Raw genomic sequence first — 15,640 nt, 5'->3', positions numbered from 1 at the left:
GATCACCACCGGGTGACTTACGCCGGGTCAGGGCCGCTCGTTGAATCGGGGATCGTGGATGGCGACGCCGAGACCCTGCCGGTCCCCCGAGGACGCCGAACCTCCTATCTGCTCGTCCTGGTGGTCCTGCCGGCGGCGGGCCTGGCGGCGGCGGTGCCCGCGGCGTGGGGGTGGGGGGTCGGGCCGCGCGACCTGGCGATCGCGGCCGTGCTCTACCTGGTGAACATCTTCGGCATCGCGGTCGGCTACCACCGGCTGTTCACCCATCGGGCCTTCAAGGCGCGCCGGCCGCTGCGCATCGCGCTGATGCTGGCCGGCGGGCTGGCGGTCGAGGGGCCGGTGTCGCTCTGGGCGGCCGAGCACCGGCGGCACCACAAGTACGCCGACAAGCCGGGCGATCCGCACTCCCCCTGGGTGTACGGCGACAGCGGCCTGGCGTTGCTGCGCGGCATGGCGCACGCACACGTCGGCTGGTTCTACACCGCCCGGCGGCGCTCCAACCGGCGGCACTGGGTGCCCGACCTGCTGGACGACCCGGACGTGTGCCGGTTCGACGCCGCCTACCCACTGGTCGTCGTCGCGTCCTTCCTGCTGCCGGCCGTGGTGGGCGGGGTGTGGTCGCTGTCGTGGACGGGGGCGCTGACCGCCCTGTTCTGGGGCGGATTCGTGCGGTACGCGATCGTGCACCACGTCACCTGGTCGGTGAACTCGGTCGCGCACACCTTCGGCGACCGCCCCTTCCGCACCCGCGACCGCTCCAGCAACGTGCGCTGGGTCGCCCTGCTCACCCTCGGCGAGGGCTGGCACAACTGGCACCACGCCGAGCCCACCTCCGCCCGGCACGGCGTCCTGCGCGGGCAGGCCGACCCGAGCGCGTGGCTGATCCGCTGCTTCGAGCGCGCCGGCTGGGCCTACGACGTGCGCTGGCCCGACCCGGCCCGCCTGACCGGCCACCGCCGGCCCGGCTGAGGCCAGCCGCCGCGACACGCAGGAGGCGGGCGCAGCCGCTGCCTCCGCGAGCCGGTTCCTATAGTGGTCAGATGGAAGAAGTCCTGGTCACGGGGGCGACCGGACGGGTCGGGCGGCATGTGGCGCAGACCTTGGCCCAGGCCGGCCTGCCGGTACGGCGGGCCACGACCAGCCCGAGGGAGAGCAGCGACGTCCGGTTCTCCTTCACCGATCCCACTACCTTCCATGACGCCTTCCGGGGCGTGGACCGCATGTTCCTGATGCGCCCGCCCCAGATCGGCAATGTCCGCCGGGACATGTTCCCGGCGATGGATGCCGCCAGGCGCATGGGCGTGCGCCGAGTGGTGCTGCTGTCGTTGCAGGGCGCCGAGCGCAACCCGGTGGTCCCGCACCACCGACTGGAGAGCTGGCTGCGCGCCTCCGGCCAGGAGTGGACCTTCGTCCGGGCCGGGTTCTTCCTGCAGAACCTGTCCATGACCCACGCCCGCGAGATCCGGGAGGACGGCGTGATCATGGTCCCTGCCGGGCGCGGCCGTACCTCGTTCGTCGACGCCCGCGACGTGGCCGGCGTGGCCGCGCTCGCCCTGCGGGAGGACGGGCACGCCGACCGCGCCTACATCCCGACCGGAGCCCGGGCGCTCACCTACGCCGAGGTCGCGCGCACGCTCACCGACGTCGTCGGCAAGCCGATCCACTACGGCGACCCCGGGCCGCTCGCCTACTGGCGTCACGCCCGGCGGCACGGCCTGCCGGTGCCGATGACGATGACGATGATCACCCTGGCCCTGTACTCGGCCTGCCGGTTCGGCCTGGCCGCCGGGGTCACCGACGACGTGCGCCGGCTTCTGGGGCGCGAGCCGATCAGCTTGCGCCGGTTCGCCGAGGACGAGCGCGCGGCCTGGCTCTAGGGCGGGAGCACGGCCTGAGCATGACACAGCAGAGCCGACCGTCAGGCGAGACCACGCCCCGGTCGTCACCGACGAATATCCTGCACGTATGCGAGCGCATCCGCCCACCGACGAGATCCTCCAGCTCGACCGGGCGCTGCTGGCGCTCCGGCGTTTCTTCGTCGCTCCTCCCAGCGTGCCCGACGCGGGCAAGACCGTGGAGTTGTCGACGGTGCTCGTGGTGGACGCGCTGGCCACGCAAGGCAGTCGGGGCGAGGTCACCATCGGCGACGTCGCCCGAGCCCTGGCCGTCACCCCGGCCACCGCGAGCCGGCTCGTCGACCGCGCCGTGACGAGCGGCGCGGTCATCCGGCGCCCGTCGGCCAGCAGCCGGCGCAGCACCGCCCTCGACCTGACCGAGGAGGGCCGTGCCCTGTACGAGCGTGCACTGAGCTACCGGACCGGGCGCCTCCAGGCGCTGCTGACCGGCTGGAACGCGGAAGACCGTGCCGCTTTCGTCCGACTCCTGTCCCGTTTCGCCGAGGCGGCCACAGAGAGCTGACGTGTGTACCATACACATATCAGGCCAGGACGAAGCCCTCTGGAGAAGTCATGAACGTCGCGCTGCTCGGTGCCACCGGCCGCACCTGCTCGCCGGCCTGCTGGAGCGTGGCCACTCGGTCACCGCCCTGGTCCGCGACCCCGCCAAGCTGCCCGTTCGCGGCGCCGGCCTCACCGTCGTGCAGGGTGACGTCCTCGACCGCGACGCCCTGGGGCACCTGGTGAAGGGCGCCGACGCGGTCGTGTCGGCCCTCGGCCCGAACGGCGGGCAACCCCAGCTCCACACCCGTACCGCGCAGTCCCTCATCCAGCTCATGCAGGCCACCGGCCCGCGCCGATTCGTCGGCGTCAGCGGAGCCGGCGTGGACGCCCCCGGCGACCAGAAGTCGACGGGCGCCAAGGTCATCAGTTTCCTCATCCAGCGTCTCGGCGGCGACACCGCCAAGGACAAGCCGGCCGAGCTCGCCCTCTGGCTGTCCAGCGGCCTCGACTGGATCCTGGTTCGCCCGCCGAGGCTGATGGACGGTGCGGCGACCGGCCGGATCGAGCACCACGCCCACCGCTCCACCGCGAGCACCAAGATCGCCCGAGCTGACCTCGCCGCCTTCGTCGTGGAGGTCGTGGAGCAGGGGATGTACGCCCAGCAGGCGCCGTTCGTCGCGAACGCCCGCTGAACCACGCGGTTCGCAGACCGGCACAGTCCGCTTGCCCGGCGCTCCCCCAGGCGGCCCTCACCACGAGGGACTCCACCAAGGAGGCGACCTTGACGGAGACCGCACCGAACGCTCACCTCTCCCCCACCTGGCGCACGCTCCTGATCCGCGGGCGGTGCCGCCTTCGTGGCCACCGAGACCGGGGTCGCGGCCCGGGCTCACCAACCGGCCAGTACCTTCGGCGCTACATCGGCAAACAGACGTGTCGGCAGGCCGATCGCCCGGATCACATTCCGCTTGCGGATCTCGGCCAGTATCGACTCCAGGCTCACGTCGCCACGCATCGCCTTGATCAGCGCAACCGCCGTCCGCAACGCTGATACCACGATGCGCCCGGCCCGCTGTCGCTTGACGGCTCAACGTGCTGTTCCAGCATGTGCCGCGGCAACTCGGCCCGAACCCGGTCGGGCTCGCTCCCGGCCTGAGCGACCGCAGCCAGCCAGGCCGGCAGCTTCTCGGCGTCCTCCACCGTGCGTTCGCGAAATCCCAGACGGTCGCACCTCCCGCCGATGCCACTCGATCGTGCGTCCGGACCAGTTATAGAAGCCCAGGCTGCTGGCCGGCATCCGGAGTTGGCGAGCCAGATGGTCGACGACCTCGTCCGGCACCTCGCCGCGGTCTCATGGGAAGTGCCCATGGCCGGTGTAGAACTTCAGCCACACCGCGAAGTCGCGCTGTGCCGTGCTGCCAGCGACCATGTCACGTTCCCATCCAGCACCGTCCCGTGCTCGACAAGCTCATCCATTTCACACGGTGGGCGGTCCATGGCCGGTGATCAGGTTGCAGCTCACCACCACGCACAGACCCAGGGTCCCGCATGATCATCCGGTTTGGCGGCTAGTGATACCTGCGTAAACGGCAGCCCGCCATCGTCGCAGAGCCACCCTGGGACCTTCAATCACGGCGCTCGCGAGCGAGAAGCAGGCGCTACGGAGAAGAGCAAGCCCGGCTCGGCCGGCATGCGGCGTTTGATCATCTGCGGTGGACGCGACCTTCCACCGAGCCGGAGCCTGCCTGGGGTGAGGTAAGGCCGACAGCGACGGCGTCGAGATCCCTTTCAGGCCGCTGCGAAAGCATGGAGGGAAGGCAGCTCTTTCACCGTGGGCGACCCAGCCCCTTAAGGCCCCTGGCCCCGGCGCTGGGCCAACATGATGACAAAACAGCGGACGTGTTTGATGAGCGCGGTCAGCTCCAGACATCGGGCCAGAATGGCCTTGAGGTGGAGCTGATGGCCGTTCCAGCCGGTGAGGGTGGGCTGCAATCCGGCGGTGACCATGGGGATCGAACGCGCCTGTGGTGCGATTGAGTGGGTGCGCGCATGGGGCGCCGGTGATCGCTGAGCATGGCGTGATTTCCGTCATGCCGGGCGCGGCGATCTCTTTGACAGGCAGGTGGCATTGTGCTCACCTTCCTCCCAGCGCTGGCGGAGGTAGGGCTTGAAGTCGACGACGAGGCTGGGCTTGCTGTCCACTACCCCCAGAGCAATACCTCGCGATGTGGCACGCGCTTAGAGATCGCGGTGCGAGGAGTCATACCGAGCCCACGGACGATGCCACACGGGCTGCAGCCAGCCGCTTGAGCGCATGGATCCTGGGGGCTGGGCGTAGTGCGATCGGTGAACTTTGCCGAGCCCTTCATCCGGAGCAGCGCTACCGCCGCATGGGCGGCCGTGAAGGCATTAGCCCGGTGATCTCGCAGGGAGGAGCGGTGCCGGGCGGTCGAGCGCTCCACCGCCTGGATGAGGTTGTGGCACAGGTGCCGGCGATCGGCGCACTGGGTCGCCTCAGGTCCGCCTTCCAGCCCGTCTTCGGCGTAGGCGCTGGTCCGTTCGCGGCAGATCACTTCCGCTTGCGGGTGTCGACGCAGCCAGTTGGCCCGTGTGTTGGCCTGGCGGTCAAGCGGACATTGATGGGCTGATGGGTGACTAGGACCATTGCAAGTCGGGTTGTGCACACGATGAGCAGGTGTCGCGGTGTACCGCTTAGTCGTGGCGCGGGATGCCGGACACCTCATGGTCTGCGTGAAAGAGCGCCTCTGTGATGAGCGATCGGACATGAACGTCGCGCGCCTGGTAGCGCACTCGGCGCCCGTCGCGCCGTGTCTGCACTAGGCCAGCTAGGCGGAGTTTGGCGAGGTGCTGTGACACCGAAGGGCGCGGCACTCCGATGAGCTGAGCGAGCGAGCCCACGTCGTACTCGCCGCGTGTGAGAACCCACATCAGCCGAAGCCGGGTGGGGTCGCTCAGCATTCGAAGGGCCTCGACGGCGGCCTCTACCTGTGCGCCCGTCGGTTGCTCTTGCAGGGGGTTTGCACCTGATTCGTTGTCGCGTGCGTACATGACTACATATGCTGCCGTGTCGAGAGAAGCCCGGCAAGGAGGACTCGCATGTCAGATGGACATGGCCGCGGGCACGAGCACGAGCACGAGCACGAGCACGAGCACGAGCACGAGCACGAGCACGAGCACGAGCACGAGCACGAGCACGAGCACGAGCACGAGCACGAGCATGAGCATGAGCGCGAGAGCGCGCTGCGCGTGCGCAAAAGACTGCTGCACACGCTGAAGGACGTCTTTGTCCCGCACAGCCACGACAGCGCTGACAAGACCGATGAGGCCCTGGAGTCGAGCAGCCGAGGCATGAGAGTACTGGCGCTCTCGTTCGCCGCCCTCATGGTGACGGCTGTAGCGCAAGCCATCATCGTCGCCTTCTCCGGCTCAGTCGCGCTCCTGGGCGATACGCTGCACAACTTCGCCGACGCACTGACAGCGGTGCCGCTAGCGCTCGCCTTCTGGGTGGGTCGGCGGGCGGCGACCCGCCGTTTCACCTACGGGTACGGCAGAGCCGAAGACCTGGCGGGCATCGTCATTGTCATCCTGATCGCAGCCTCAGCCGGCCTGGCCGGCTACGAGGCGGTCAAGCGCCTGATCAACCCGCACGACATCCAAGCTCTCGGTTGGGTAGCCGCTGCTGGACTGGTGGGCTTTCTCGGCAATGAACTGGTTGCCCGCTATCGGATCAGGGTAGGCAGGGAGATCGGTTCGGCTGCTCTGGTGGCAGACGGCCTTCATGCCCGTACAGATGGCTTCACCTCATTGGCAGTCCTCGTTGGGGCAGCGGGTGCTGCAGTTGGGTTCCCGATCGCTGACCCCATCGTCGGATTGCTGATTACGACCGCGATTCTGTTCGTATTGAGAGACGCTGCGCGGGAGATCTACCACCGGTTGATGGACGCGGTGGACCCCGCGATCGTGGACCGGGCAGAAGGCATCTTGCGGACAGTTCCCGGCGTGGAGCAGGTTGGCTCGGTACGACTGCGCTGGATCGGTCATGCCCTGCGGGCTGAGGTAGACATCGTCGTGAGTCACCGCCTCACCCTCATCGAGGCTCACGCGGTCGCAGTGGAAGCCGAGCACAAGTTGATTCATGACCTCCCCCGGCTTCGCGCGGCCACAGTGCACGCCGACCCAGACGGGCCGGAGGGCATCGATCACCACGCATCACTGATGTCCCATTTGGTCTAGGTGAGTCAAGGGACGTTGCCTGACAGGTCCCACGCACGAATGCCCTGGCACCCGTGGTCTGCCAGAGCATTCGTGCCTACTGCTGTGCTCTACCTCGTGAGGCTGACCGCTTGCAGGTCGAAGACTCGCACGATGAGCTGATGGGCCAGCACTCTGGAAAGAAGCCGTTGGTCCTTTAACCGCACCTCCACATTGCGATGCTCGGTCGGGATCACCTCGCCGTTGAACAGGGCGTCATAGATTTGTCCGAGTACACCGACCGGTAGGGCGTAACCTGCCGTGTACACGACTGAGGACGTCCGGAGACGGGGGCAGGACGTGAGAGATTCGGGAATGCATGCCCAGCAGGTGGGCGGGGCGCTGGTGATGGCCGTATCCTGCTCGTCCCAGCGGAACACCGTCTCTGTCAGGATCCACGGGATGCGTCCGTACTGGTCGGTGGCGGGCTTGCCGCACACCTGGCACCACAGCTTGTCCATGCATCGCCATTGCCGACGTGGGTTGAGCTTGCGCCACTCGGGCTTGCCCTGGCGATTCATCCGTGCACGGGCGCGCAGAACGCCATAGGCGTAGTCGCCGGGCCGGGGTTCGGCGTAGCTGAGCTTCACATCTGCGAAGGGCCGGTAGTCCTTGACGAAGTGAATCGGATCGGACACCAGCTCGCCACTGTAGGCGATCACGTACGGCACGCGAAGACTCGGGAGCGTGGCCGCCGCTTCCGGCTTCACACCGGCTCCCCGGTGCATCGTTCTTCGTTGTGAGGCCCATTGGCTGCCCGCAAGTCCGCGTAGGAGAACGCGACCCTGCGGGCAGCGCGGGTCACGTCGGTGACGGGGTGGTAGGCGTAGACGGGGCGATGAGTGTGGCTGTTCAAGCCGGTCCGCCACCAGAACCACTGCAGGTCACACCAGACCGTCAGATCCGCCCATACCGGCACCACCGCGAGGCCGTGACCGCCGTTGACATCCGCGGAGATGTCGAACTCGGCCAATGCCCCGCTCAGTCTCATGGCGTAAGCCTCGGGTCCGATGACGGTTAAGCCGCTCGGCGGCAGTTGGCTGCTAGCCACACCGCTACCTGTGCTGGCGTCTCTAGAGCGGAGGCTTCTAGAGTTCTCCATGGGTTGCACCTCCCGTGTGCAATCAAGAGCCCGTCCGGCGCGTTCATCGCCGTTGACGGGCTCGCCCTTGTTGGGCGTCCTCCGGTGTGCGAGGGACGTCAAGCTGAAGACACGTCGCCGGTGTCACTCCTCTCCCCCTGGTCAGTGCGGGCCGCTTGAACGAGCTGACTAGCCCGCGCTTTGGACAGTCCAAGGCGCTCGGCAAGCTGCATCAGTGAGAGACCTTCCGCCTGCTGGATTCGAGCTGCGGAGGCAGCACGAATGCGAGCTGCCTGGTCGGCCATGTCTCGCAGCCTGTCGGCCAGTTGAGTAGCGCTTTCGTAGGCCAACTCTTGATCCTCAAGGCTCCGGATCGCACTAGCGGCCTTGCGGTAGGCGCACCAAAGGGCCTGACCACGGGGGTCGAGCTGGGGTGCCATCTGTCCCTCACCTAGAGCTGTTGCGGCTGGTCTCCTAGCGATCACCGATACATCTAAACGATGAGCGGGTATCGCCTTTCCCCAGGTTACGTCTAGGGCCTCATGGCCACAAGACACATGGCAACATGGCTGCATGACACTTATGTGGTGTGATCGACTACAGCTCTGGCGTTCCGGTGACTCGGCAGGTTGCGGACGCAATCCGTGCCGACATCAACTCCGGCCGCTACCGGCCGGGCGCATGGCTGCCTTCCGAGACTCAGTTGACACAGATTTACGAGGTGGGTCGGGACACGGTCCGCGACGCCCTGGCTCTACTGCGCGCCGAGGGGCGAATCACCACGGTGCGCAAGCGGGGGTCCAGGGTGGTCGATAAGCCCTCACGTGAGCCCTACAGCGTCCCGAGCGGGGCGCGAGCTGTGACGCGTATGCCCACCCCTGAAGAGCGACGAGACCTAGCTACACCTGAGGAGCTCAGAGAGTTCGGCGGCGTGCCGGAAGGTGTCCCGGTCTTTGAAGTCGCGCCAGGTCCGCGCATGCATCGGAGAATCCTGCGGGGCGACCGAGTAGAGCTGATCTTCGGCGACCCCCAGGACACTGATTAGTCGACCCTCATTCACATTTCGTCGTTGGCGATGAATGCGGACAGAGTGATGGTGACCTCTTCGCTGGGGTCTACCGTGGACGCGCTCAGGCGAATGCCGGCCTCACTCCTAATTCCGTTTGGCCATGCTTCTGCTCCAAGGGATTTTTTCCACGCCTCAAAGTCGGCTTGACGCTGGATAGGGTCAGCTGCTTCACAATCGCCGGTCAGTATGGCTTGGGTGTTGGCACTAGCCAACACCCAAGTGATTACCGGGAGATTTTCGCGTTCCCCGCGCTCTATGAGCTGTCCGAGCAGCTCGTATGCGCGCCGCTGAGCTTGCCGCTGCTGTCGAGTTTCTTCGTGCATAATTCTCGGGCTCTTTCGGAGTCGATTATTCGTAAACTTGCTGACCAGGCAGGGTGATTGGCTCTACTCCGGTCTTGTGGTCGTACATTCCTGCCAGCGCTGGCCGGAATGCGGCCAGATGTGCCGACCACTCCCTGGTAAGGGCTTCCTGTGTTGATGAATCGGTCTGACAGAGAAAATGCAAGTGTCGTATTCCGTGCAGAAGCACGTCGATGTGCCGGGGAACAGGTGCTTCTGTGGCGAGCACAGCGAACGGCTTGCCGACCGCGTCCGACAGGGCTGCACTGATCGGCTTGGCGTCCTTCCAGTGATCCCTTACATACTCGCCGGCGTCGATGACCGCGACATACGTGAGGACGACTGCCGTTTGTTCGGCTCTCCACGAAGTGGAGTGCAAAAGCCTTGCAGTACTGACGCCATGAGCCGCCAGAAGATCTACGACCGTTGTGTGTGGATCGGAATCTTGCGTCACAGCACTGGAACGCCATGCATCCCCACCGCTGATCAGCCAGATCCCTGCACCGTCGGCGGACACTGGCCAAACCTCGATTAATACTTCTGTGCGCTCGCTCACTTGGGATCCTCCGTTGTTGCATCACGCTGCGACTCTGTCGCGCTCTTTGCGGTCTTGATGAGCTGAGCCGCTCGCGCCTTTGACACGCCGATACGGTCGGCCAGGACGGCCAAAGACATCTGCTCGGTATCAAAAATGCGTGCCGCCGATTCCGCTCGGAGATCAGCAGACTTCTCGAAGAGTCGCCTCAACGTCTCTACGAGTTCTGTAGCGCCTTCGTATGCCCGACCAGCGTCCGATTCGGCCCTAATCGCGGCCGTTGCGGCATCGAAAGCGCGCTCAATATCGCTCACAGAGTCAGCGACTGGCTTGGCCGCACTCTCCTTGCCCATGACGCAACCCTACGCGCTGCATCCAGGGGGGGCTAGACGGCATGCCGTCTAGCCCCCCCTTGACGTTCGTGCAGGGGGGACTGTACGGTCCTTCGTGTAGCACCCCCTGTACGGCACCGCGACGAAGGGAGGAACTTCCGATGATCGGCCTCGCGAGCACATCCCAAGGTCGCCTGACCACGGGAATCCGACTGCTGGCTGACTGCCTGGACAACCTCCCTGACGGATGGCTGCCCGAGCTTGCCGCATCTGGGCTGCTGCTCGTTGGCGTGGCGCTCCATGTCGCTGCCGATCTCCTGGAGAACTGCCCCGACCAAAGGAGGGATGCTCTATGACTGAATCGACGCCATACCCCTACAAGTACAGCGATGGGAGTCGCCGCCGCGAGATCGTCGAGGATCTGCGCAGCTTGGCCGACTTCCTGGAGAGCCACCCGGAACTGCCTACGCCGCGCCACGTAGACGTCATGGTCTTCCCGCGCCATGAAGCGCCGGCTGACGCTGACGCTGTGGCGGAAGTTCGCCGAATTGCCGCCCAACTGGGCGTCCGCCTGAACGAGCGCAGCGGCCACTACACCGCTACGCACATGATCGGGCACGTCAGCTACCGAGTGATCTCGGCCACCAGCCCGCCCGCGCAGGGGGGCGCGTGATGACTGTGCCACTGCTGATCATCGTGGCAGGGCTGTTCCTGCTCATCGCCGCACTTGGCCTCTTCGCTCTCCTGGTTCTGGCGATCCGTCGCGAAGACTCACGCGGTTCCCTCGCCCACATACCCGACCGTCCTGATGAGTTGCTTGCCCGCCGCTTACTAGGCACCCACGCTCACCACCCCACCGGAAGGAGGTGATCCCCGCTGCGTGAGATCCCCCGCTTCCTGACCGCTGGCTGCCCCTGCGGTGCCGCCAGTCTCCCCGCCCGTTCGTGGTGCGTGAAGTGCCGCAACCGCTACCGATGGAACCGCCGCAAGGCGACCAACGACGTCATCTATGCCTAGGAGGTGATCCGCCCTATGACCGTGACAATCCCGCTCGTGGTGCTCATCGCCGCCTTCGTGTTCGTGGCCGTTCGCTACCTGAGGATGCGCGTATGGCATGCCGTCGCCGCCGCACTCCTCGGCTTCCTGCTCGCCACTACCACCGTGGCCCCGCACATTCAACGCGCTCTCGACGCATCCCTGTCCTGGCTCACCAGCCGATGAGCTGTCGCCCGACCGATTGGAGGTGATGTGCATATGACCCAGCCTGACCCCCGTCCGATTCTCGATCTTCGAGGAGTCACCAGCCGCCACGACAACGCCATCCGCCTGCTCGCCGTGTTCGCCAAGTCCGCCCCCGCCCTTGACGGGATCTGGCGGCACATCTTCGCCGCCCTGGCCGACACCCCATACCTATGCACCGACCTGGCAGACCTCCGACTTCAGCGTGCCAACCTGATCGCCGCCATGCGCGCAACGCTCGCCGCCCATCAGGACGGAGAACCTGAACCCCACTACTACCTGCGAGACGAACTCGAATCCCTGGCGGGCGATGCCCTTGAATAGGCATCGCGTCACCCGCCACCAGATGCGACGCAACGCCAGCCGCATGCGACGCCTCGGCATCCAGCCCATCGCCCCCATGACTGATGATCTGGGCCTGGCCCCGCTGATCATCACCAGCATCGGGCGCCAGCTGTGGCGCTACCGTTCCGAACTTGCCCCCATCACCCTGGCTCTGCTCACGCTGCTCGCGGGCGCACTCATGCGCCACTACTGGCCAACCTGGTGGCCGACCGTCCTCCTGCTCACCGGCGCGATCGCGGGGGCGATCGCGCTCCTGGGCAGTTGGGTCAACCTGACCCGCCCCATCGAGCGCGGATATGCCACTGTGACCTGCTTGTTCCTCGGATGCTGGGTCACAGCCGCTACCTTCGCAGGGCCGCTCACCACGCCCCTGCCCGCCGTGCTGACGGTGGGCGGGGCGCTGCTCGCCCTGCCCTGGTGGGCACACCGCCGACGCCGCGCCCGAGTCCGCGTCGAGCGGACCCTGGCCGCATGGCCTGAGATCGCCGACGCGGTCGGCCTAGCCGGGTCACGTGTGCAATCGGCGATCGTCGATCTATGGGGCTACCGGTTCCGGCTCGCCCTGGGGCGCGGCCAAACCGTGGAAGACGCGATCAGCCGCACCCCCGCCCTGGAATCCGCTCTCGGCTCACGGCGAGGAGCGGTGCGTATCCAGCCCGTTCCCACTAAGCACGCTCACCGCGCCGATGTCCGCGTGATCGAAACCGACCCGCACGCGGGCGCCATCAACTGGCCAGGCCCTGCGATCACCTCAGTAGCCCAACCCGCCAAACTGGGGCTCTTCGAGGATGGCAGCCCCGTGCGCGTCCCCCTGCTACACCGTCACGCCTTGATCGGTGGGGTAGCCGGCGGGGGCAAGAGCGGCGGTGTGAACGTCCTGTTAGGCGATCTCACCGCCTGCCCCGACGTGATCGTCTGGGGCGTCGATCTCAAGGGCGGGATGGAACTACGCCCGTGGGCGTCGTGTCTCGGCAGACTGGCCACCACCCCGCAGGAAGCCGAAGCGCTGCTAGCCGATGCCGTCGTCATCCTCGACGCCCGCGCCGACCATCTGGCCCAGCAGGGCGTACGGCTGTGGGACCCCACTCCGCGCATGCCCGCCCTAGTGGTGCTGATCGACGAGTACGCCGAACTCGTCGATGACGCCCCCAATGCCGTGCGGCACGCTGACTCCGTTGCGCGACGCGGGCGTGCCGTCGCCGTGCAGTTGATCGCCGCCACCCAACGCCCCTCCCAAAAAGCCATGGGCAAGGGCGCGGTCCGTTCACAGATGGATGTCCGCCTGTCCTTTCGCGTGCGTGAACAACGCGACGTCGATCTCATCTTGGGACAGGGCATGCTGAAGGCCGGATGGCATGCCCACCGCCTCGATGCCCCCGGCAAGTTCTTCCTCTCCTCCCCCGAAAACGACGCTCCCCGTCGTGCCCGTACCTACCTGCTCGACGACACCACGGTGCAAGTAACCGCCGCCCGCCACGTGCCCGACCGTCCATCCCTCGATGCGGTCTCTGTAGCCGCCCTGGAGAACGCCGCAGAGCGCGCCCAGAGCCGCATGCAGCCCGCAGACAGGGCAACCTCTAACCGAGCCCACACCGCCCACCACAACGCTGTCCACGACCCTGAGATCGCACTCGCCGAGGCGCTCGCCGATGCCCCGCCCGAAGGTATATCCGTCGATGACCTGATCCGGTCCACCGACATGGGCCGCTCCTGGGTGTATGCCCGCCTCCGAGAACATGTCCGGTACGACCGCGCCTCGCAAGTAACACGGGGACGCTGGCGTTCTCTCCCTGATCGCCACGATCTGTAATCGTCCACGTCCACACCCGCACGCATGTCTGCGCGCATAGGGAGCGCACACGTCCGTGGACGAACTCGTGGACGATCACACTCTGTAGCGAAAGTGAGGTGATATCACGGAGTACCACCCGCCCCTACCCCTGCCGGTAGAGAGGAATGTAGGCGAAAGTTCTGCCATGTTGCCGCGTACGTGCTGAGCAACATCCAACGCCATCGAGATAGGAATCCCGAGTGATGAACCCAGGACACCCCGACTGTTTACAGGCCAGGGGCGTCGTCGCGCTGATCGGGACAGCCGAATGGGCAACAGCAGCGAGCGCGAATGCGGTCACGGCACGGAGGCGGCTCGCATCAGGCTCGTGAGCGGCGAGGTCGGAGGAGGGTGGCGGCGCGGAGGGCGAGCGTGAGCGCGACCACGACGGCGTCGGCCGGGGCGCGCACGTCTCGGCCGGTTACCTCTTTGAAGCGGCCGAACCGGTGCTAGATCGTTGATGTGGAATTTGGGTTAGTGGTCGTAGGCGGTCAGGGACCGTTCACGGGTGCGCCGATGTTCCAGTTGTGCCAGATGACGGCGTTGAGGGCGAGGATGCGCTGGCTGATGCGTGCCCAGAGGCCGTCGGTGTGGCGGGCGTTGTGGCGTTCGAGGCCAAGCTGGTTCTTCAGGGTCCAGATGATCGCTTCGATGCGCTGGCGCAGCCAGCCGGGGAATGGCAGGGCAGGTGCGGGCTCGTCGTCGCGGGCTGGCCGGATCAGGGGGTGGCCCAGGTCGGCGGCGGCTTTCTCGATACCGGCGCCGGCGAACCCTTTGTCGCACACGATCGGGCATGGCCCGGGGGCGATCTGGTGGGCGTGCAGCAGGTGCAGAGCCTGCTTGCGTTCATCGAGCTCTTTGGGGTGGGCCAGGCTGAAGCCGGTCACCGCGCCGTCGGCGGTGGTGATGAGCATCAGCTTGGCACCCCAGTGGAAGGCGTGATGGGACTTGTCCATGCCGTAGCCGGCGATCTCGCCCAGGCTGGAGCGGTTGACCGTCACCCGTGAGGCGCCGCACCGCACCGCGGTGCCGTCCATCAGCCTGAGCGGTTCGTGCCAGGTCGGGACCTGTCGGGCCAGCCACAACGCCGCCGCCGACATGGCCGGCCCCAGCTGTCGCAGCTGCCGGTTGTAGACAGCCTGGGAGGGCAGGCGCGGGAACAGATGGCCGATCCGGGCCGCCGCTGTCCGTAACCAGCGACGCTCCTGATCACATCGCAGCAGCACCTGGGCCACCGCCACGACCACCGCCTCGGCCGAGGTCAGCACCGGTGGACGGCCTCTCCCGCGAGGCCGTCCCCGAGAAGGCATCACGTGATCGTCCAGATGGACGTAGAGTGCGGTCAGAAGGGCGTCTAGGTCTGTCTTCACACACTGACCATGGACGCCCTTCGTCACGTCCGCAGTCGATCACCGAATTCCACATCAGCGATCTAGGCGAACGCCACGAGGGAGACGGGCAAAAGAGCTACCCAATTGTCCGGATTCCTCAAGGCCGCCGTAGCCAGCCTCTCGGCCGCGCCGCCGTCCTCGGACCCAGGTGCGCACTTGCAACGAGCCATCGTTCTAACCATGAAGAACAATGGCACCCTGCATGCGAAGTTGAAGAGTATCCATAGCTTGGCGGCTCCCTCGTGGGCTTACCGCCGCGCCACCTTAGACCGTGTCCTATGTGGTGAGCCGGATGAGCCGCTTGTAACAGCACATTGCCGCGGCGAGGCCGAGAAAGGCCAGGTAGTTGCCGGAGTAGCGTTCGTAGCGGATAGTGAGCCGGCGATAGCCGGCCAGCCAGGACATCGTCCGTTCGATCACCCAGCGGTGCCGCCCCAATCGCTGGCTGGACTCGATCCCGCGGCGGGCGATACGCACGGCGATGCGCCGGCCGCGCAGCCATCGTCGCAGATCGTCGCGGTCGTAAGCCTTATCCGCGTGGACCTTGCCGGGCTTGATGAACCGGCCATGGCGCGGGTCGCGTCTCATGTGGAGCTCGGTCACCACGGGCTTCAGGGCCTCGCCGTCATGGGTGTTACCAGATGAGACACCGACCACGAGGGGCAGCCCGGCCCGGTCGGACAGGACCCCCTTTTCGCCCGCACATGGGCCGAGTCCAGCACCACCCTGGACAGGTCGAGCAGGCCGGCCACAGCGAGCTTGTCGAGCACAGCCTGGTGCAGCCGGGCCCACACCCCTGCACGAG

At 66.5% G+C, this 15,640-nt stretch carries 20 protein-coding genes; 10 read left to right on the top strand and 10 right to left on the bottom strand.

From position 1 onward, the window contains the following. Positions 1–54: 54 nt before the first annotated feature. The 4 genes from AB0I67_RS40825 (at position 55) to AB0I67_RS40810 (ending at position 3,091) form a co-directional block, all read left to right on the top strand. A complete protein-coding gene (locus AB0I67_RS40825; RefSeq protein WP_357935884.1) occupies positions 55–969 on the top strand; it encodes an acyl-CoA desaturase in 915 nt (304 codons plus the stop codon). Positions 970–1,040: 71 nt separating this feature from the next. Continuing rightward, positions 1,041–1,877, top strand: coding sequence for an SDR family oxidoreductase (locus tag AB0I67_RS40820; RefSeq protein ID WP_357935882.1), 837 nt, complete (start codon positions 1,041–1,043; stop codon positions 1,875–1,877). Positions 1,878–1,965: 88 nt separating this feature from the next. After that, positions 1,966–2,418 carry a MarR family winged helix-turn-helix transcriptional regulator gene (locus tag AB0I67_RS40815; RefSeq protein WP_357935880.1) on the top strand — a complete coding sequence of 151 codons (453 nt, stop codon included), beginning with the start codon at positions 1,966–1,968 and terminating at the stop codon, positions 2,416–2,418. Position 2,419: 1 nt separating this feature from the next. Beyond that, positions 2,420–3,091: an NAD(P)H-binding protein gene (locus tag AB0I67_RS40810; RefSeq protein WP_357935877.1), complete on the top strand. Its 672-nt coding sequence runs from the start codon at positions 2,420–2,422 to the stop codon at positions 3,089–3,091. 197 nt (positions 3,092–3,288) lie between these two features. On the opposite strand, the gene AB0I67_RS40805 is transcribed toward AB0I67_RS40810, so the two are convergent. From AB0I67_RS40805 to AB0I67_RS40795, 3 genes are all read right to left on the bottom strand, one after another. Further along, positions 3,289–3,444 carry a hypothetical protein gene (locus AB0I67_RS40805; protein ID WP_357935875.1) on the bottom strand — a complete coding sequence of 52 codons (156 nt, stop codon included), beginning with the start codon at positions 3,442–3,444 and terminating at the stop codon, positions 3,289–3,291. A gap of 1,667 nt (positions 3,445–5,111) precedes the next feature. Continuing rightward, positions 5,112–5,468 carry a metalloregulator ArsR/SmtB family transcription factor gene (locus AB0I67_RS40800; RefSeq protein WP_357935872.1) on the bottom strand — a complete coding sequence of 119 codons (357 nt, stop codon included), beginning with the start codon at positions 5,466–5,468 and terminating at the stop codon, positions 5,112–5,114. A 51-nt stretch (positions 5,469–5,519) separates the two neighbouring features. Further along, positions 5,520–5,645: a hypothetical protein gene (locus tag AB0I67_RS40795; RefSeq protein ID WP_357935869.1), complete on the bottom strand. Its 126-nt coding sequence runs from the start codon at positions 5,643–5,645 to the stop codon at positions 5,520–5,522. 21 nt (positions 5,646–5,666) lie between these two features. On the opposite strand from AB0I67_RS40795, the gene AB0I67_RS40790 reads away from it, so the two are divergent. Next, complete coding sequence (locus AB0I67_RS40790; RefSeq protein WP_357935866.1) at positions 5,667–6,653, top strand: cation diffusion facilitator family transporter; 987 nt, start codon at positions 5,667–5,669, stop codon at positions 6,651–6,653. Between the two features lie 89 nt (positions 6,654–6,742). Here the strand turns inward: AB0I67_RS40790 and AB0I67_RS40785 are convergent, their stop codons facing one another. Beyond that, positions 6,743–7,381 carry a hypothetical protein gene (locus AB0I67_RS40785; protein WP_357935864.1) on the bottom strand — a complete coding sequence of 213 codons (639 nt, stop codon included), beginning with the start codon at positions 7,379–7,381 and terminating at the stop codon, positions 6,743–6,745. Next, positions 7,378–7,662 carry a hypothetical protein gene (locus tag AB0I67_RS40780; RefSeq protein ID WP_357935862.1) on the bottom strand — a complete coding sequence of 95 codons (285 nt, stop codon included), beginning with the start codon at positions 7,660–7,662 and terminating at the stop codon, positions 7,378–7,380. The genes AB0I67_RS40785 and AB0I67_RS40780 overlap by 4 nt, the downstream gene beginning before the upstream one ends. A 679-nt stretch (positions 7,663–8,341) precedes the next feature. On the opposite strand from AB0I67_RS40780, the gene AB0I67_RS40775 reads away from it, so the two are divergent. Further along, the gene (locus tag AB0I67_RS40775) at positions 8,342–8,797 is read left to right on the top strand and encodes a GntR family transcriptional regulator (protein WP_357935859.1); all 456 of its coding nucleotides are present in this window, start codon (positions 8,342–8,344) and stop codon (positions 8,795–8,797) included. 11 nt (positions 8,798–8,808) lie between these two features. Here AB0I67_RS40775 and AB0I67_RS40770 read toward each other — a convergent pair whose 3' ends face one another. The 3 genes from AB0I67_RS40770 to AB0I67_RS40760 are packed head-to-tail and all read right to left on the bottom strand — an operon-like array spanning position 8,809 to position 10,050. Next, positions 8,809–9,144 carry a hypothetical protein gene (locus AB0I67_RS40770; RefSeq protein WP_357935856.1) on the bottom strand — a complete coding sequence of 112 codons (336 nt, stop codon included), beginning with the start codon at positions 9,142–9,144 and terminating at the stop codon, positions 8,809–8,811. 25 nt (positions 9,145–9,169) lie between these two features. Next, the gene (locus AB0I67_RS40765; RefSeq protein ID WP_357935853.1) at positions 9,170–9,718 is read right to left on the bottom strand and encodes a hypothetical protein; all 549 of its coding nucleotides are present in this window, start codon (positions 9,716–9,718) and stop codon (positions 9,170–9,172) included. Further along, the gene (locus tag AB0I67_RS40760; RefSeq protein ID WP_357935851.1) at positions 9,715–10,050 is read right to left on the bottom strand and encodes a hypothetical protein; all 336 of its coding nucleotides are present in this window, start codon (positions 10,048–10,050) and stop codon (positions 9,715–9,717) included. Before AB0I67_RS40760 ends, AB0I67_RS40765 begins: the two co-directional genes overlap by 4 nt. A gap of 331 nt (positions 10,051–10,381) precedes the next feature. Between AB0I67_RS40760 and AB0I67_RS40755 the strand changes: the two genes are divergently transcribed. The 4 genes from AB0I67_RS40755 (at position 10,382) to AB0I67_RS40740 (ending at position 13,423) form a co-directional block, all read left to right on the top strand. After that, positions 10,382–10,702 carry a hypothetical protein gene (locus AB0I67_RS40755; protein WP_357935849.1) on the top strand — a complete coding sequence of 107 codons (321 nt, stop codon included), beginning with the start codon at positions 10,382–10,384 and terminating at the stop codon, positions 10,700–10,702. 359 nt (positions 10,703–11,061) lie between these two features. Continuing rightward, positions 11,062–11,250, top strand: a complete 189-nt coding sequence (locus AB0I67_RS40750) for a hypothetical protein (protein ID WP_357935847.1) — start codon at positions 11,062–11,064, stop codon at positions 11,248–11,250. A gap of 33 nt (positions 11,251–11,283) precedes the next feature. Beyond that, positions 11,284–11,592: a hypothetical protein gene (locus AB0I67_RS40745; RefSeq protein ID WP_357935845.1), complete on the top strand. Its 309-nt coding sequence runs from the start codon at positions 11,284–11,286 to the stop codon at positions 11,590–11,592. Between the two features lie 22 nt (positions 11,593–11,614). Then, a complete protein-coding gene (locus AB0I67_RS40740; RefSeq protein WP_357935842.1) occupies positions 11,615–13,423 on the top strand; it encodes a cell division protein FtsK in 1,809 nt (602 codons plus the stop codon). A gap of 512 nt (positions 13,424–13,935) precedes the next feature. Here the strand turns inward: AB0I67_RS40740 and AB0I67_RS40735 are convergent. Together AB0I67_RS40735 and AB0I67_RS40730 are read right to left on the bottom strand one after the other, a co-directional pair. Further along, the gene (locus AB0I67_RS40735; RefSeq protein WP_357935839.1) at positions 13,936–14,712 is read right to left on the bottom strand and encodes a hypothetical protein; all 777 of its coding nucleotides are present in this window, start codon (positions 14,710–14,712) and stop codon (positions 13,936–13,938) included. Between the two features lie 399 nt (positions 14,713–15,111). Continuing rightward, complete coding sequence (locus AB0I67_RS40730; RefSeq protein WP_357935987.1) at positions 15,112–15,627, bottom strand: transposase; 516 nt, start codon at positions 15,625–15,627, stop codon at positions 15,112–15,114. Positions 15,628–15,640: the final 13 nt, after the last annotated feature.

Source organism: Nonomuraea sp. NPDC050310 (assembly GCF_040655795.1).
Classification (GTDB): Bacteria; Actinomycetota; Actinomycetes; order Streptosporangiales; family Streptosporangiaceae; genus Nonomuraea.
This window is presented reverse-complemented; position numbering and strand designations above follow the sequence as displayed.